General features: G+C 50.6%; 18 protein-coding genes. 12 read left to right on the forward strand and 6 right to left on the reverse strand.

Translation table 11 applies throughout. The features are described 5' to 3' along the window. Window positions 1–29 precede the first annotated feature (29 nt). From L3D05_RS04535 to L3D05_RS04570, 8 genes are read left to right on the forward strand one after another with little or no spacing between them, the layout of a single operon-like run. On the forward strand, window positions 30–938 hold the full coding sequence (locus L3D05_RS04535; protein WP_239614825.1) for a MetQ/NlpA family ABC transporter substrate-binding protein: 909 nt from the start codon (window positions 30–32) through the stop codon (window positions 936–938). Window positions 939–980: 42 nt separating this feature from the next. Next, window positions 981–1,751 (forward strand): methionine ABC transporter ATP-binding protein, encoded by a 771-nt coding sequence (locus L3D05_RS04540; RefSeq protein ID WP_239614826.1) that lies wholly within the window; start codon window positions 981–983, stop codon window positions 1,749–1,751. After that, a complete protein-coding gene (locus tag L3D05_RS04545) occupies window positions 1,744–2,409 on the forward strand; it encodes a methionine ABC transporter permease (RefSeq protein ID WP_239614827.1) in 666 nt (221 codons plus the stop codon). The genes L3D05_RS04540 and L3D05_RS04545 overlap by 8 nt, the downstream gene beginning before the upstream one ends. 15 nt (window positions 2,410–2,424) lie before the next feature. Then, the gene (locus L3D05_RS04550) at window positions 2,425–3,804 is read left to right on the forward strand and encodes an LLM class flavin-dependent oxidoreductase (RefSeq protein WP_239614828.1); all 1,380 of its coding nucleotides are present in this window, start codon (window positions 2,425–2,427) and stop codon (window positions 3,802–3,804) included. 15 nt (window positions 3,805–3,819) lie between these two features. Beyond that, a complete protein-coding gene (locus tag L3D05_RS04555; protein WP_239614829.1) occupies window positions 3,820–6,033 on the forward strand; it encodes an SfnB family sulfur acquisition oxidoreductase in 2,214 nt (737 codons plus the stop codon). Window positions 6,034–6,046: 13 nt separating this feature from the next. Continuing rightward, on the forward strand, window positions 6,047–7,420 hold the full coding sequence (locus tag L3D05_RS04560) for an LLM class flavin-dependent oxidoreductase (RefSeq protein WP_239614830.1): 1,374 nt from the start codon (window positions 6,047–6,049) through the stop codon (window positions 7,418–7,420). A gap of 36 nt (window positions 7,421–7,456) precedes the next feature. Beyond that, entirely contained in the window at window positions 7,457–8,437 is a 981-nt protein-coding gene (locus L3D05_RS04565; protein ID WP_239614831.1) for an aldo/keto reductase, read from the forward strand. 5 nt (window positions 8,438–8,442) lie between these two features. After that, window positions 8,443–8,925: a free L-methionine (R)-S-oxide reductase MsrC gene (locus L3D05_RS04570; RefSeq protein ID WP_239614832.1), complete on the forward strand. Its 483-nt coding sequence runs from the start codon at window positions 8,443–8,445 to the stop codon at window positions 8,923–8,925. A 64-nt stretch (window positions 8,926–8,989) separates the two neighbouring features. On the opposite strand, the gene L3D05_RS04575 is transcribed toward L3D05_RS04570, so the two are convergent. The 5 genes from L3D05_RS04575 to mnmL all read right to left on the reverse strand — a co-directional run bounded on the left by L3D05_RS04575 (window position 8,990) and on the right by mnmL (window position 12,490). After that, window positions 8,990–9,487: a hypothetical protein gene (locus tag L3D05_RS04575; RefSeq protein ID WP_239614833.1), complete on the reverse strand. Its 498-nt coding sequence runs from the start codon at window positions 9,485–9,487 to the stop codon at window positions 8,990–8,992. A 75-nt stretch (window positions 9,488–9,562) separates the two neighbouring features. Next, window positions 9,563–10,534, reverse strand: coding sequence for a type I phosphomannose isomerase catalytic subunit (locus tag L3D05_RS04580; RefSeq protein WP_239614834.1), 972 nt, complete (start codon window positions 10,532–10,534; stop codon window positions 9,563–9,565). A 1-nt stretch (window position 10,535) separates the two neighbouring features. Beyond that, the gene (locus L3D05_RS04585) at window positions 10,536–10,937 is read right to left on the reverse strand and encodes a VOC family protein (protein ID WP_239614835.1); all 402 of its coding nucleotides are present in this window, start codon (window positions 10,935–10,937) and stop codon (window positions 10,536–10,538) included. Window positions 10,938–10,950: 13 nt separating this feature from the next. Then, a complete protein-coding gene (gene mnmM, locus L3D05_RS04590; RefSeq protein ID WP_239614836.1) occupies window positions 10,951–11,529 on the reverse strand; it encodes a tRNA 5-(aminomethyl)-2-thiouridylate-methyltransferase MnmM in 579 nt (192 codons plus the stop codon). A 1-nt stretch (window position 11,530) separates the two neighbouring features. After that, window positions 11,531–12,490 (reverse strand): tRNA modification radical SAM protein MnmL/YtqA, encoded by a 960-nt coding sequence (gene mnmL, locus L3D05_RS04595; protein WP_239614837.1) that lies wholly within the window; start codon window positions 12,488–12,490, stop codon window positions 11,531–11,533. A 311-nt stretch (window positions 12,491–12,801) separates the two neighbouring features. On the opposite strand from mnmL, the gene L3D05_RS04600 reads away from it, so the two are divergent. The 4 genes from L3D05_RS04600 (at window position 12,802) to L3D05_RS04615 (ending at window position 15,060) form a co-directional block, all read left to right on the forward strand. Next, the gene (locus tag L3D05_RS04600; protein ID WP_239614838.1) at window positions 12,802–12,987 is read left to right on the forward strand and encodes a hypothetical protein; all 186 of its coding nucleotides are present in this window, start codon (window positions 12,802–12,804) and stop codon (window positions 12,985–12,987) included. Between the two features lie 131 nt (window positions 12,988–13,118). Continuing rightward, on the forward strand, window positions 13,119–13,487 hold the full coding sequence (locus tag L3D05_RS04605) for a GntR family transcriptional regulator (protein ID WP_239614839.1): 369 nt from the start codon (window positions 13,119–13,121) through the stop codon (window positions 13,485–13,487). Next, complete coding sequence (locus tag L3D05_RS04610) at window positions 13,487–14,383, forward strand: ABC transporter ATP-binding protein (protein WP_239614840.1); 897 nt, start codon at window positions 13,487–13,489, stop codon at window positions 14,381–14,383. Before L3D05_RS04605 ends, L3D05_RS04610 begins: the two co-directional genes overlap by 1 nt. Then, on the forward strand, window positions 14,380–15,060 hold the full coding sequence (locus L3D05_RS04615; RefSeq protein WP_239614841.1) for a hypothetical protein: 681 nt from the start codon (window positions 14,380–14,382) through the stop codon (window positions 15,058–15,060). The genes L3D05_RS04610 and L3D05_RS04615 overlap by 4 nt, the downstream gene beginning before the upstream one ends. Before the next feature lie 54 nt (window positions 15,061–15,114). Here L3D05_RS04615 and L3D05_RS04620 read toward each other — a convergent pair whose 3' ends face one another. After that, window positions 15,115–15,924, reverse strand: coding sequence for a YitT family protein (locus tag L3D05_RS04620; RefSeq protein WP_239614842.1), 810 nt, complete (start codon window positions 15,922–15,924; stop codon window positions 15,115–15,117). Between the last annotated feature and the right edge of the window lie 4 nt (window positions 15,925–15,928).

A 15,928-nucleotide genomic window follows, 5' to 3' on the forward strand; every position in this document is an offset into this window, starting at 1 on the left:
TAAAACCAAATTGAAGGAGTGTTCCGGAAATGAGAAAAACAACTGTATTAGTCCTATTAACGATCCTAGCTATTGTCCTATCGGCATGCGGCAACAAGAACAATGAAGCGAATCAATCGGCAGCGGGTAATCCGCAAGCCAGTGCGACCCATGTCTCTTCCGAAGCCAATAAATCGTCTTCCGAAGATCCGGAGGATAAAGTCATTCATCATATCATGAGCGATGCCGGCTTCAATGCGGATATCGTCAAAATTCTGAAAGAGCAGCTAGCCAAAGACGGATACACGTTAGATCACGTAGTCGTGAACGACATTATACAGCCTAATAAAATCGTAAACGACGGTGAAGCGGACAGCAACTCGTTCCAACACGAGGCTTATTTCGATCAATTCGTAGCGGATCAAGGGCTGAAGAACATCTCTAGAGCGTTCTACACGACTTTTACCCCGTCGGGCCTGTATTCCAAGAAGTACAAATCTTTCGCGGAAGTTCCGGACGGGGCACTGATCGGTATACCGGTTGATCCCGCCAACAACGGCCGCGCGCTGTTCATGCTCCGGGATTTGGGCTTACTCAAATTGAAAGACGGTGTCGAGGTTATTCATACGACGCTTAAGGATATTACGGACAATCCGCACAAATTCAAGTTCAAAGAAGTCGATCAGTTAATGTTGCAACGCACGCTGGATGATGTGGATGTCGGTTTTTTATTCGCTGGAACGGCCGTGCAGATCGGATTAAAACCCAAACAAGACGCGCTGGCTTTGGAGACGGGCGAAGGGCTACCTTACAAAGGAATCGTAGCCGTGCGCAACGATCTGCTCGGTTCGCCTAAGATCAAAGCTTTGCAGAAAGCTTACGAAAGCCAGGAGATTAAAGATTTCTATAAATCCAAATACGGCGATGCGATCGATTTCTTGGATGAGTTAAACAAATAAGTGGATTGTCTAACTTCAATACCTAATAAGGAGTGATTTGAGATGATTACTTTACAAAATATTAGCAAAACGTTTGATACGGCCGGAGGACCGCTGCACGCAGTTTCCTACGCCAGCCTGCATATTCAGCAGGGAGATATTTACGGACTGATCGGGTTCAGCGGTGCGGGCAAATCGACGTTGTTGCGAACGATCAACTTGCTGGAGAGACCGGATGAAGGCTCGGTCATCGTGGAGGGGCAAGATCTAACGAAACTTTCCGTGCGCGAGCTAAGGAAGAAACGCTTGTCGATCGGCATGATCTTCCAGCATTTCAATCTGCTTAACAATCTGAATGTATACGATAACGTGTCGTTCCCGTTGGAGATCGCGAAGGTGTCCAAGGCCGAGCGCAAGCAGCGCATCGAGAACTGTCTGGAAATGGTCGGCCTCTTGGATAAAGCGAAGGCTTTCCCGGCCAAGCTCAGCGGCGGCCAGAAGCAGCGCGTAGCGATTGCACGGGCATTAGCGAACAATCCGAAAATTCTGCTCTGCGACGAACCGACCTCTTCCGTTGATCCCCAGACGACGGGAAGCATATTGGCAGCGCTGCAGGAGATCAATCGGAAGCTCGGCATTACGATCGTTATCGTCACTCACGAGATGAACGTGATTAATGCGATCTGCAATAAGGTAGCGGTGATGGAGCAAGGGCAAATCGTGGAGAAATTCGATTTGCGAGAGAAGAATATCGTCCCGCAGTCCAACATCGCCCAGTTCTTGTTCAAGAACGAGATCGTCTTAGCGGGCGAGAGGGAGGTCCAATATGCTTGATAATGTCATCTATGCATGGCCGGAGCTCGTTCAAGCTCTTATCGAGACTTTCTACATGCTTATCTTGACGATCCCGATTGCCGTAGCTATCGGTACGCCGCTCGGGACGATCTTGTTCCTGACAAGACCGGATTCCTTCCTTAAATGGCCAAAATTCTATCTTATCCTGAACGGGGTCGTGAATCTGGTGCGGTCGTTTCCGTTCCTCATTCTCATGATTGCCATTATTCCCTTCACCCGGCTTCTCGTAGGTACCGCACTCGGCAGCACCGCCGCGACGATACCGATGATCATTAACGCGATTCCTTATTTCGCTAGATTCATCGAGCAAATCTTGCTAGACGTGAACCGCGGAGTGGTTGATGCGGCGGAGTCCATGGGAGCGAATAAATTGCAAATCGTATGGAAGGTGTTATATACGGAAGCACGCTCCGGAATAGCGAACGCGATTACGATCGTTACGGTCAGCTTCCTTTCCTATTCCACCGTTGCAGGGCTTGTGGGGGGTGGAGGGATTGGGGATTTTGCTATCCGTTACGGCTATTACCGCTATCAGACGGACGTCATGTTCGTTACGATCATCATCATGGTGCTGTTCGTTCAAGCGTTTCAATTCACGGGAAACTTCATCGTTCGCAAATTAGATAAACGGTTGTAGAGGAGGGAAGAGGTTATGGCGAAAAAAATCCATCTCAATGCGTTCGAAATGAATTGCGTCGGCCACATCTCGCACGGATTATGGCGTCATCCGGACAATAATCGGCATCGATACACGGATTTGAGCTACTGGACGGAACTGGCGCAGTTGCTGGAGAAGGGGAAGTTCGATGCTCTGTTCCTCGCAGATGTCGTTGGAGTCTACGATGTCTACAAACAAGGGGAGGATACGGCAATTCGGGAAGCCGTGCAGATTCCATGCAACGATCCTTTTCTCGTTGTTCCTCCAATGGCTCTCGTAACGAAAAATTTAGGATTTGCCGTGACCTTCTCCACGACCTACGAGAAGCCATTCGGCCATGCTAGGCGGATATCAACTTTGGATCATTTGACGAAGGGGAGGCTAGCTTGGAACGTAGTCACCTCATACTTGCCGAGCGCGGCAAGAAACTTCGGTCTGGAAAAGATGGTCCGCCATGATGAGCGTTATGAGATCGCCGAGGAATATCTCGACGTCTCCTATAAATTGTGGGAAAGCAGTTGGGAGGATGACGCCGTTATCCGGGATGCGGACAAAGAAATATACACAGACCCGGATAAGGTTCATCTTGTCTCCCATGAGGGCCGGTATTTCAAGGTTCCAGGACCGCACTTAAGCGAGCCCTCGATCCAACGGACTCCCGTTATCTATCAAGCAGGAACTTCCGTTCGAGGACGGGCATTCGCGGCCAAACACGCGGAAGCCGTATTCCTTGGCGGAGGGACGGTCGAATCGCTACGGCAATATGTTCTGGATATACGCAAGCAGGCGATATCCTTCGGAAGGAATCCCGATCATATCAAGCTTATGACAGGACTGCTGGCCATCGTAGGGAAAACGCGGGAGGAAGCGGAGAAAAAATACGAGGAATATCAGCGACTATATAGCGTTGAAGGTGTTCTTGCCCATTATGGCGGGGGAAGCGGGTATGATCTATCGGCCTACGATCCTGACGATTATCTGGAATACGTGGAGACGGATCATGGGCAAACGGCTGCGGCGCAATTCACTAAGAACAGTCCGAGCAAGAAGACGGTTGGGGAAGTGATTGAAACGTTAGGCACTTTAGGCGGTCGAGGGTTATTTGTCGTCGGTACGCCGGAGGAGATTGTCGATAAAATCCAGTATTGGGTAGACGAAACGGGAATCGATGGATTCAACGTCACGCAGATTCTCTCTCCGGATACGCTCCGCGATTTCGTGGAGCTCGTTGTCCCCGAGCTGCAACGAAGGGGATTATTCCGGGAGGAATACGAGGAAGGTACTTTGCGCGAAAGATTGTTCGGGTTAGGAGCGCAGAGATTGCCTGATGATCATCCCGGAGCGCGATACCGTAAGCAACCGACCTTGACCTGACGAAGGAGGAGCGACATGTCGATCAAGCTGGATAGTATTTCACTGACAAGACTAGAAGGTGCCGACGCGATCGGGCTTGCTCTGCAGCTCGGCGAATTGCAGATGGATCTAAGGCGGAAAGGCATCACGATGAGCCAGCATGAAGCAGGTAATCAAATATGGCTTGATGCGGATCAGCATGATGCGATTCGCTTCGAGAATCCAGCCCAGTCTTTACTAACATTGTCCCGTAACGACGATCATAGGGTCATCGGACTGACATTGCAGGATAAGAGGGAGACTCTGCTCACGAGAGGCGATTCGTATCTGCGAAATATGAACGATCTGCGAGGGGCTAAGCTTGGAATCGCTTATTCCCGCAATCCAATAGAACAAATTCGCAAGCTAGAAGCGGTCAAGCGCATCGAATTGGAATTGTTCCGTCAAGCACTAACGACAGAAGACGTCACTTGGATCGAGCTTGGGGGACCGGAGCGGCAAAGCTCCGATTCCGGACCGCGGGCGCTGCAAGCTCTGCTTCGAGGAGATGTGGATGTTATCTACGCGAGCGGAGCATTGGCCGCGGAGGCGCAACGGCACATAGGCGTCAGAGAGATAGCCGGATTTACTTCCTATTCTCCCGAGCTATCCGTATTATCGGCACCGATTCAACTAATAGAAAGACATCCGGAATGGGTGGATAGAATTATCGGGCACCTCGTGCTTGCCGCAGAGTGGGCTTCGGATAACCGTAAAGAAGCGAATAGATTGGTTGCCAAAGGGTTAGATTTATCGGAGAACGCGATAGAGTCTGTTTTCTCGGAACAACTGCATAAGCAATTCAGCTTGAACATTACGGAGGAAAAGCGGGCTCGTCTCTTTCAATATAAAGAACAATTATTAGCCCACGGGTTGTTGGGTCAAAACTTTGACTTGGATCAAGCTTTGGACCGGGAGACTCTCCAGAGGGCTCGATCTCTAATCGGTAGGGGAGAGATCGATGCTCCTCTCACGGAACCGATCTCGGACTATGCGGATCGCGATTTGCCTCTTGCTTTTTTTACGGACCGTAAACCGGCACGTTTGTTGAAGAACGATGAAGAAGCGATCGAGGCTGCGAAGGCGTTCGCCGAGCAGATTAAGCCGGGGGCTTCGGATCGGGATCGTTACCGCAATCTTCCTCTTGAGGAGATGAAGCGGCTTGCGGAATTCGGGTTGCTTGGTTTAGTTGTGCCTAAGGCTTATGGCGGTCCTAACGTCACCACCCGAACATTAGTAGAGGTGTTCAAAATTATTTCCAGAGCGGATGGGGCGATCGGGCAAATTCCGCAAAATCATCATTTCTTCGTTAAGACGATCGAGTTGATTGGTTCCGATGAGCAGAAGGGCTTTTTTTTCGAAGAAGTTTTGAACGGATCGCAATTCGGTAACGCGCTCGCGGAGAGAGGCATCAGAGGTATCAAGAACATGTCGACCCGATTAAGGAAGCGGGATGGAGCAGGTTATGAGTTGTCCGGCAGCAAGTATTATTCAACCGGCGCCTTGTATTCCCACTGGATACCGGTTACTGCGCTTGATGAGGAAGAGAAAAGGATGACCGTGTTTGTCCCGAGGCATCACAAGGGAGTGACCGTTCTCGACGACTGGTCGGGGATCGGGCAGCGCACTACGGCGAGCGGCACCGTTATTCTCAAGGAAGTGCAAGTATCCGAGGAGCATATTCTCCCCCATTGGCGAATATTCGAGGGGCCGCAGTATTTCTCCGCTTTCGGTCAGATCATGCATGCGGCTATTGATGTTGGAATCGCGAAAGCCGCTTTAGAGGATGCAGCGTTGTTCGTTCGGGAGCATGCGCGGCCATCGTATAACAGCGGAGTGGAGAAAGCTTCCGATGAGCCGGACTTGATACGCAGGTTCGGAGAGCTTGGCATACGTCTGCAAGCGGCGGAAGCTCTGTTGGATCGAGCCGCGGATGCGATCGACGAGGCGCGAGCAAGCTTGAATGCGGAATCGGCGGGGAAAGCGTCGCTAACGGTGGATTCCGCTAAATGGTTAGTGACGGAGACGGCCGTTGAAATTACGAATGCCCTCTTCGAGGTCGCGGGAACTTCTTCCATGGATCGGAAGCATAATTATGACCGGCACTGGCGGAATGTCCGTATCCATACGCTGCATGATCCGGCGCGCCTTAAGCTTCACCATGTGGGCAAGTGGTTTCTCAACGGGGTCTATCACGAGTACAAAGTATAATGGAGGCGGAATAATGGGGAAGAAGATCATATTGAATGCTTTCGACATGAACAGCGCGATGCACAATTCCCATGGCTTATGGAAACATCCCGACAATGAGCGGCATCGTTACACGGATCTGGATTATTGGGTAGAGATCGCAAGGCTTCTGGAGCGGGGGAAGTTCGATGCGTTATTCTTGGCGGACGTTGTGGGGATATACGACGTCTATAAGCAAAGCGGCGCGCCGGCCATTCGGGACGGGGTTCAAGTCCCGTTGAACGATCCCGCATTGATCGTTCCGGCTATGGCGGCGGTAACGAACAACTTATCTTTCGCCATAACGGTTACGACCACGTATGAGCACCCTTATGCGCATGCGAGAAGGTTTTCTACGCTTGACCATCTAACTAAAGGCAGAGTAGCATGGAACGTCGTGACTTCCTATTTGCCGAATGCCGCGTTAAACTATGGTTTAGACGAAATGATCAAGCATGATGACCGTTATGAGTTAGCGGATGAATTTCTGGAAGTCGTTTACAAGCTGTGGGAAGGAAGCTGGGAGGAAGGGGCTGTCGTACGAGACGTGGAACGTAACGTGTACGCGGATCCTGCCAAGGTACATAAAATCAATCATCAGGGCCGGTTTTATCAAGTGCCTGGTCCTCATCTCAGCGAGCCTTCCTTGCAGAGGACGCCGGTTCTGTACCAGGCGGGAAGCTCGGAGAGGGGGCGAGCGTTCGCTGCGAAGCATGCGGAATGCGTATTCGTTGGAGGAGGGACGACGGAAGCCCTCAAGTTCAATATTCAGGACATCCGTCATAAGGCGGAGAAGCTTGGTCGAGATCCTCAGAGCATTAAGATGTTCACCGGTCTGAACGTTATTATCGGGGATACGATAGAGGAAGCTAATCTGAAGCTGCAGGATTATTCCCGATTATGGAGCAAGGAGGGTGCGCTAGCGCAGTTCGGCGGTTCGAGTGGATACGACTTGGCTTCATACGAGCCTAACTCTTATTTGGAATACAAGCATACGGATCACGGACAATCCAGAGCGGCGCAGTTCACCAAGAATGTCCCGAATAAGTTGACGGTCAAGGAAGTAATGGATCGAATCGGAACGTTAGGCGGACAAGGGTGGTTACGAACGGGGACACCGAAGGATATCGCGGATTATATGCAAGAACAAGTCGAGGTAACCGGACTGGATGGCTTTAATCTAGCGCACTTGATTACTCCGGGGAGCTTGCGGGAATTCGTCGATTCGGTTATTCCCGAGCTTCAAGAGCGAGGGATTTATAAGTTGGACTACGAGCGGGGAACCCTTCGGGAGAAGCTATTCGGTGAGGGGCAAAGACTGCTTCCGGAGCATCACCCCGCTGCGCAATATCGCAAATTAACGATCTGAAAGCAATGAAATCGACTAGCGGAGGAAATAGACGAGATGAAGTATAAATCGGTGGGCAAAACGGGGATCAAAGTGTCGGAGCTATGCTTCGGGACGATGTCATTCGGCGGGAATGCCGATAAGGAAACGTCCAAGAAGCTATTCCATCGTTGTTTGGACAAAGGGATCAACTTTTTCGATAGCGCGAACGTATATAGCGGAGGAGTAGCGGAAGAAATATTGGGCGAGCTGATCGCAGGCAATCGGGATGAACTCGTGATTACGTCTAAGGCCGGATTTCCGACCGGAACCGATGTAAACGCGCGGGGAGCTTCGCGCCGTCATCTTTTCCTATCCGTGGAACAAAGCTTACAGCGATTAAAGACCGATCGCGTAGAGTTTTATTTTATCCACCGCTTCGATTCTTTGACCGCCATCGAGGAAACCGTGCGGGCGTTGGACGATTTGCAGAAGCAAGGCAAGATTTTGTACCCCGCGGTCAGCAACTGGGCGGCATGGCAAATTGCCAAAGCATTAGGCATATCTGCTAAGGAAGGGTTAGCGGGCTTCGAGCTAATCCAGCCGATGTATAATCTGGTTAAGCGCCAAGCCGAAGTAGAAATTCTTCCTCTAGCGGAATCGGAGCAATTGGGAGTCATCAGCTATAGCCCGCTTGGCGGCGGGTTGTTGACCGGCAAATACGGAGTCGACAAGAGACCTGCTTCTGGCAGATTGGTCGATCAGAGCAATTATACGAAGCGTTATGAAGAGGGCGTTTACTTCGATATCGCAGACAGATTCTCCGCCTATTCCCGAGAGCGCGATGTTCACCCGGCTACGTTGGCGGTAGCATGGGTGCTCAGTAACCCGGCAATCACGGCGCCGATTATCGGAGCGCGTAACGTTGAACAACTGGAGCCCTCGCTCGCGGCGGTAGATCTCGACTTCACGGCCGAATGGCGCGGAGAAATCACGGCATTATCGATTGATCCGCCATTGGCGACCGATCGCAGCGAGGAAGCGGTTAAGGAAGGGTGATACGGATGTTTGACAAGGAGTTATATTCAGGTACGAAGGAGCAGAATTACGAAGTTTTGCTCCGTCAGCTAGCGAGTCTGGTCGAGGATGAATCCAATCGAATTGCAAATTTGGCGAATGCGTCGGCTTTACTGAAGCAGTTTATGGATGATATCAATTGGGTGGGGTTTTATTTGTTGGACAAGGAGGAATTGGTGCTAGGCCCTTTCCAAGGCTTGCCCGCTTGTATTCGTATTCCCCTCGGCAAGGGGGTATGCGGAACTTCCGCTCAGAAGAACGAGCCAATCGTCGTAGATGACGTGCATGAATTTCCCGGCCATATCGCTTGCGATGCCGCATCCAATTCGGAGATCGTCGTTCCGCTGCGAACGGGCGATGGCCAATTGATTGGCGTGTTGGATATTGATAGCCCGTTGTTTAAGCGATTCGACAGTGTCGATCTTACGTATTTGATCCGATTTAACGAGATATTAGGATCGTATTTATAACTTAAAGGGGCTGATCGATGAGGTCTAGTTAAAGACCTTATCGATCAGCCCCTTTCCAATTACTTTAGGGTTGTGCGGGATGAGAAGTTGGATCGCTCTCCTCGATCGTCTCTTCGGCGGATGGAGCCGGAACAACCGGTTGTTCCGCAGCTTCAGGCTTAGCCTGCTCTTTCACCAGTCGGTCCACGATAGCCGGAACAACAAGCGTCAACATATAAGCTAGAGTCATCCAGAGCGTATAGGCATGATGCTGACCTTCTGAAAACGACGGAAAAACGGAGTCTCGATTCCATATCGAGAACGTATTGAGCAACAAGCCGATGACGGTTGCCATAAATCCGAAGCGAGTAGCCGAGCCTCGTTCTGGCCACAGTCTCAGCCTCACGATTAAAGCCAATCCGATTAGTAGTAGGAAGCTGAGCATTTCTAAGAGGAACAGAGACGATCCGAAATAGGGATCCCCGACCTGAAGCACGACCCAATCTCCGAATAAGAGGAAGAAGAGGGTTGGCACAGCCCAAACCGCGACTCCCAAGCCTGTTAATGTAAGCCATTGACGCATGAGGACCCGTCCTTTCGATGATTCGCTTAGTGTGACTATCTGCTCATTTATTCGACGAGATTCGTCGAATTCCTCTTAAGGCACCAAGCTGCGAAGAACGGTCATCGAACCGTCAAGCGTATACGTTCCCAAGTTAGCCGGGAGCAGGAAACAATCTCCGGCTTTGGCGTCCACCAAACCGCTAGCCCAGCTAATGCTGCCTGATCCTTCGCAGACGATGACGATGACGAAGCTATCGGTAGAGGTAGATAATGTCCATTGTCCATTTACGATACCTTTGTCCGTCTTGAAGTACGGAGAGTTCGCGAGCGTCAGCCACTTGCCCGGTTTCGCTCCGGCCGTGTCCATACGGGCAGCGCCGGAATCTTCGTAAGCGGTAACGTTCAAGGAATCCTCGATATGCAGCTCGCGAGGTTTGCCGTCCAGTCCGGGACGATTGTAATCGTACAAGCGGTAAGTCGTATCCGAATTCTGCTGAATTTCCGCCACGACGACTCCTGCACACAGCGCATGGACGGTACCGGCCGGAATATAGAACGTATCGCCGGCTTTAACGGATACTTCTTGAAGGCTGTCCATGATCCGGCCTTCTTCGATCGCTCTGGCCATTTCCGTCCGATCGACCCCTGGCTTCAGCCCGTAAATGATCTTGGCATCCGGCTTGGCGTCAAGTACGTACCACATTTCCGTCTTGCCTAACTCGCCTTTCGGCAGTCCTTCATACTCGTCGTTAGGATGGACTTGGATCGACAGATCGTCGTTACAATCGAGCAGCTTGATCAATAAGGGAAAACGGCCGTTGCTTGAACCTCCGCCTTTCGTTCCGAACCAGCTAGCTCCGACGAGCTCGCGAATTTCGTCAAGCCCTTTGCCGGCTAACGCTCCATTCGTCACGTGAGAAACTCCGTTCGGGTGATCCGCGATCATCCAGCCTTCGCCGATTGCGCCCGCGGGAACGTCGAAGCCGAATTTCTCTAGCGCGCGTCCGCCCCAGACTCTTTCTTTGAATTCCGGTTTAAAATGCAAGGGATAAGGTTGAATGCTCATATTAGTTTGTTCCTCCTCGGGTAGTTTGGAAAAATTCAATCGCTTCGCCGTCCGGGCCATCGAAGAAAAAATACCGGCTGCCATTAGGCAATGTCGTAATCGCCTCATCAAGACCGGCTAAGTTCAAGGGACGAACACGTGCGAATTCCGCTTCGACATCGTCCACGGTAAACGCGATGTGATGCACTCGTCCCGCTTTAGCCAACTCGCCCATATAGCCCTCGATTAATTCGACTTCCGTTTCCGAAGAGGAAGCGAAGGAGAGGAATGCGAGCCGAATAACGCCATTCGTATGTAGGAGAGTCTCGGTATGTTTAAGTCCGACGACATTCTCGTAGAAAGGAATGGATTGTTCCAATGAGCTTACCATGATGCCAACATGCTCGATTTTACGTACAGCCATGATCATCAACCTCCTATTTTCTGTTCAACGCGATTAAGTATGGCGAAGCTTTCTTCTGAGGAAACCGATACGTGACGGCTTGGGCGATGGAAGGAGAGACGTTCGATGCCCAACGTTCTACCGCGTCGGCTTCTTCTTGCCCGCCATCGTGGCCGGGATAGACGACTATAGTGAGCACTCCGCCGCTTCGCAACAATCGCAGCGAAGCATCCAGGGCGGCTAACGTTGTCGGTGGCTTCGTAATGACGTCGGGCGACGCGCCCGGCAAATAGCCGAGATTGAACATAATCGCGGCGATTCGGCCATGATGCTTCGAGTCGATAACAGACTCCATCGTTTCGTGCCCGGCATGAATCCAATATATAGGAGAGAGTGCGCTAGGGTCTATATCCGCATCCCGTCTTGCTTTTGAATTTTCGAGCGCTTCGGCTTGGATATCGAACGAGTACACCGAACCGCGAGCGCCTACCGTACGCGAGAGGAAGAGGGTATCCGATCCGTTGCCGGCCGTCGCATCCACGACGATATCCCCCGGTTGGGCACGTTCCTTCACCCATCGCTGGGCTTGGCTCAAGACAGAGAGAAAACCCATCTTATCGCCCCTTCCATGCTTTCCCCTGCCAACTGTTGCGGCGAACGAGCTCTGCGTCGATGGCATTCAGCACTTCCCATTTCTTCAAGCTCCACATCGGTCCGATGAGCAAGTCTCTAGGCGCGTCTCCCGTTAAGCGGTGGACGATCATCTCGGGTGGAAGCATCTCTAGAGAATCGACGACTAGCGAGACATACTCTTCCTGATCTAGAAAACGTAGCAACCCTTCGCGCCATTGCCGGACCATCGGGGTTTTACGCATAAGATGAAGCAGATGGATTTTGATTCCCTGTACATCCATGTTGGCTACGGCTTCCACAGTCTCGAGCATCATCTCGCGCGATTCTCCCGGTAAGCCATGGATGATGTGCGCGCAAACGCGGATGCCCCGGGCTCTTAGCCGGTTAACCGCGTCGATGAAGCAGTCCGTGTCATGAGCGCGGTTGATCAGGTTGGACGTCGACTCGTGTATCGTTTGCAAGCCCATTTCCACCCATAAATAAGTACGCTCGTTCAATTCGGCCAAATAATCGACGACGTCATCCGGTAAGCAATCAGGCCGGGTCGCGATGGATAAGCCGACAACGCCGGGTTGTTGGAGAATAACTTCATAATATTCGCGCAGCGTTTCGACGGGTGCGTAAGTGTTCGTATAGGCTTGGAAATAACCGATATACTTCGCCTCCGGCCATTTCAAATGCTGGCGGTCGCGAATATGGTTAAACTGTGATACCAAGTCGTCGCGCCTACTCCCGGCGAAATCCCCGGAGCCTCGCGTACTGCAGAACGTACATCCGCCGGCGGCAATGCTACCGTCGCGGTTCGGACATGTGAAGCCCGCGTCCAGCATCACTTTAAAAACTTTATTGCCGAACGTGTCCCGCATTTCGGAATTCCAAGTATGAAATCTTTTGTCCGCCCATAAGAGCGGAGTTTGTTGGTCAGTTTCAATCGTTGTCATGAATGCATCCGTCCTTAATAGAAGTCGGTATAATTGTAGCGAAAATCAGGGCAAATTGCGAGGATAGAGGTATTCATTCCGAATACCGATGAATGACAGCGAATTCCATCGTCATTTAACATCGAAAAACAGGCAAAAATACCGCCTGATCAACTTGCAATACCTAACATGAAGTGTTATATTAAAAGTGCGTCAAATCAACAAACTTATCTGACATCGTTCATCTTATCCACAACCCAATTCATACCATTTCCATATCTCGGGCAGATTAGGTACACCATTCAAATTATCCGACTGGAGAGGTGACTGTAATGAATACAAGCGTACGCATACCGCAAGGGGACGATACAGTAAAGATCGAATTAACGGTTAAAGAGGCAATGGCATTGGCGGGAGCGAAGTTCCCGAATAACCACAGCATTGAAATATCCGCCCGCAAGAAAATCAATAGCGTCATCGAGGATCATTACATCGAAGAACACAAACCGATTAATTAAGGCGTAACCTTATGATACGAAAGGCCGAATGCCCATTTTGGGGATTCGGCCTTTTTTTATTTGACTTTGACGTACAGTAGTTATATAGTTAGTTACATGAGTAACTAACCGACTAACTTGGTGGTGAAGAAATGACGATAGAGATGGACGACAGCCGCCCGATTTTCGTACAAATCGCAGAACGAATAGAGAACGACATTATCGAAGGAAGGCTGCCGGAAGAGTCGCAAGTTCCATCGACGAACCAATTCGCGGCATTCTATCAGATTAATCCCGCAACGGTCATGAAGGGCGTGAACCTGCTCGTTGATCAAGAAATCTTGTATAAGAAAAGAGGGATAGGCATGTTCGTGGCTACAGGCGTCCGAGCGAAAATTATGGAGAAACGCAAAGAGCAATTTTATGAGCAATACGTCGTGTCGATGGTCAGGGAAGCAGAGAAGCTCGGCATTACGGCGGAGCAGCTAACCGAAATGATACGGAGAGGGGATAAAGCATAATGGGCGGTATCGTTGAGGTTAACGGGCTTACGAAAACATACGGTAAATTAAATGCTGTCGATAACGTTAGTTTTACGCTTGAAGAGGGCAAGATTTACGGTCTGTTGGGAAGGAACGGAGCGGGGAAAACGACGATCATGCATATGATCACGGCTCAGTTATTCGCTACGAGCGGACAGCTTAGAGTGTTCGGGGAGGAACCGTTCGAGAACGATCGGGTACTCAGACGGATTTGCTTTATTAAAGAAAGCCAGAAATATCCCGAGAACTTTAGAGTCATAGACGTTCTGAACGTCTCCCCTCTCTTTTATCCGAATTGGGATAAAGAACTTGCGCATTCGTTAATTCAAGATTTCGGGCTTCCGTTGAAACGTAGAATCAAGAAACTCTCCAGGGGAATGCTCTCCTCCGTTGGAATTATCGTAGGGCTGGCAAGCCGTGCTCCGCTAACGATCTTTGATGAGCCTTATTTAGGATTGGATGCCGTAGCCAGAAGTTTATTCTACAACCGATTGTTGGAAGATTATGCGGAACATCCTCGGACGATCGTCCTGTCCACCCATTTAATCGACGAGGTCAGCCAGATGCTTGAACATGTGATGGTTATCGATCAAGGGAAGCTGATTCTTAATGAAGAGGCCGACGTATTGCGCGGCAGGGCATCGACGGTAGCGGGAACGGCAGCAAAGGTGGAGGCGTTCTTAGCAGGAAAGGAAGTTATCCATCGCGAACCTTTCGCGGGCCTTATGTCCGCGACGATACTAGGTCATCTCAACGCGCAAGATCGTATTCAAGCGACCGAGCTAGGCCTGGAAATCTTGCCTGTTTCTTTGCAACAGATGGTTGTTCATTTGACGAATGGCCGAAGCCATAGAGAGGCAGGGGAAGCGCGATGAATAGAGTCATTGGCATCGTTAGGACGCATCTAGCCGATAGATGGGCATGGCTCGTCCTACCGTGGGTGATCATGGGTATGAGCTTCGTGTGTAATTTGATTATTGGCAGTTTAGCCGACGATAAGATTTATACGGGCGGTTTGGCTTCCATTTATGTTTACTTGTTCGTACTTGGAATCGTTACCGTAGGGCAGACTTTTCCGTTCATTATTGGATTCGGAGCTAGAAGAAAAGATTATTTCTTGGGAACGATAGCATCGATAACCATCATTAGCGTCTTATCCGCAATAGTGTTGATCATACTCGGATATATTGAACGGCAAACAGGCTATTGGGGAGTGGGATTGTATTTCTTCAATGTGAGATACTTGAGCGACGGTCCGATATTGGAACGATTCTGGGTCTATTTCACGATGATGATCAACCTCTACTTCTGCGGCTTCGCGATCTCTAGCATTCATCGTAAATTCGGACGAAACGGCGTTTTCTTCTTCTTCATTGGACTAGGGGTCGTACTTACTGCCGCGAGCTACTTCATATCCAAGTACGATAAATGGAAAGCCATAATCGACTGGTTTGCCGATCTCGCCGTCATTGAACTGGCAAACGGCTTGTTCGTAGGCACGTTGATTTGTATCCTCGTATCCTATGTGCTGCTTCGCAAAGCGACCGTATAAGGAAGAGGGCAATCCGTGGATCTTATCGATCCTTCGGACTGCCCTCTTAGTTCGTTAACGGTGGACGGCGTGAAAAGTTACGGAGCATTCGGGATCCAATTCCCGGATCTCTCTCATCACTTTGGCTTGTTCGATGCGATTAACCGTACAGAGCATTATTGTGCCCCCTCTTATGCGTCTCGGCTCGTTATCGTCCAACAGGATGACCTCTTTACCGAACCGGCTGCGCATCGCAAAGCGAATCTCTTCGCTTCGCTCGCTCGTAATCCATATCATTCTCGTCATGGCAAAACCGCTCATGGAGAAATCCGTCATGCGGAAGGCCAGCAGGAAAGCGACGATGGAATACAATGCTTCTTCCCAACCGAACACGAATCCTCCCGCCAATAGAACTCCGCCGTTTATTAACCAAAACCTTCTTCTTGTTTTAACCAAATGGTTCGACGTAACTCCCAGCGCCGCCGTATCGGCTGCATCGAGAAATCCACCGTAGCGAAGGGCCATTCCGATGCCGACGCCCAAAGCGATTCCACCACCCGCTGCCGCGGTAAGAGAGTGCTCCATCAAAGGCGGAGCGGGATGCAGGTAGAACGCGGCTATTGAAAGCGTGGATATGCCCACAAGGGTTAAAAGTCTGGCATTCGGGTCGAATCGGCGATACCGGAAGAGTAGGAAAGGTAAATTAAGGAAGAACAGAAATAGACCAAGCCGCATCTCCGTTAAATAGGAGAGGAGGACGGATGCCCCGGCAACCCCTCCGACGAGCATATTATGCGGGACGAGAAACAATTCTAAGCCGATCGCGGATAAGATCGAACCAAACATCACGTAGGCAAGCCGGTATGAAACGCGCGTGTTAGCCATGACG

Origin of the sequence: Cohnella mopanensis (assembly GCF_022352055.1) — a bacterium.
GTDB classification, from domain to species: Bacteria; Bacillota; Bacilli; order Paenibacillales; family Paenibacillaceae; genus Cohnella; species Cohnella mopanensis.